The sequence below is a fragment of the Neisseria sp. P0001.S005 genome (assembly GCF_051963715.1).
Window position 1 is genome coordinate 1 of sequence record NZ_JBQCTZ010001034.1, and the last position, 245, is coordinate 245.

The window sequence follows — 245 nt, forward strand, 5'->3', positions numbered from 1 at the left end:
TCCAATTTAGATAAAATCGTCGTCATCGGCCGCGACCAGCTTAAGACGACATCGGGTTATGGCAGCAACATGCCGCCGGTCATCACATCTTCATTGAAAAGATATGAGACGGATTCTTCATTGCTGATACGGCGTACCGTCTCAGCCAGCAAACCGGCAATGGTAACTTGACGGATGCGTTCACATTTTTTAGCTGCTTCAGACAACGGAATCGTATCTGTCACAACTACTTGGTCAATTTCGGA

At 46.9% G+C, this 245-nt stretch carries 1 pseudogene; it reads right to left on the reverse strand.

The features are described 5' to 3' along the window. Window positions 1-56: 56 nt before the first annotated feature. Window positions 57-245: pseudogene (locus tag ACTHSP_RS23970) on the reverse strand (ribose-phosphate pyrophosphokinase); the annotation flags it as partial.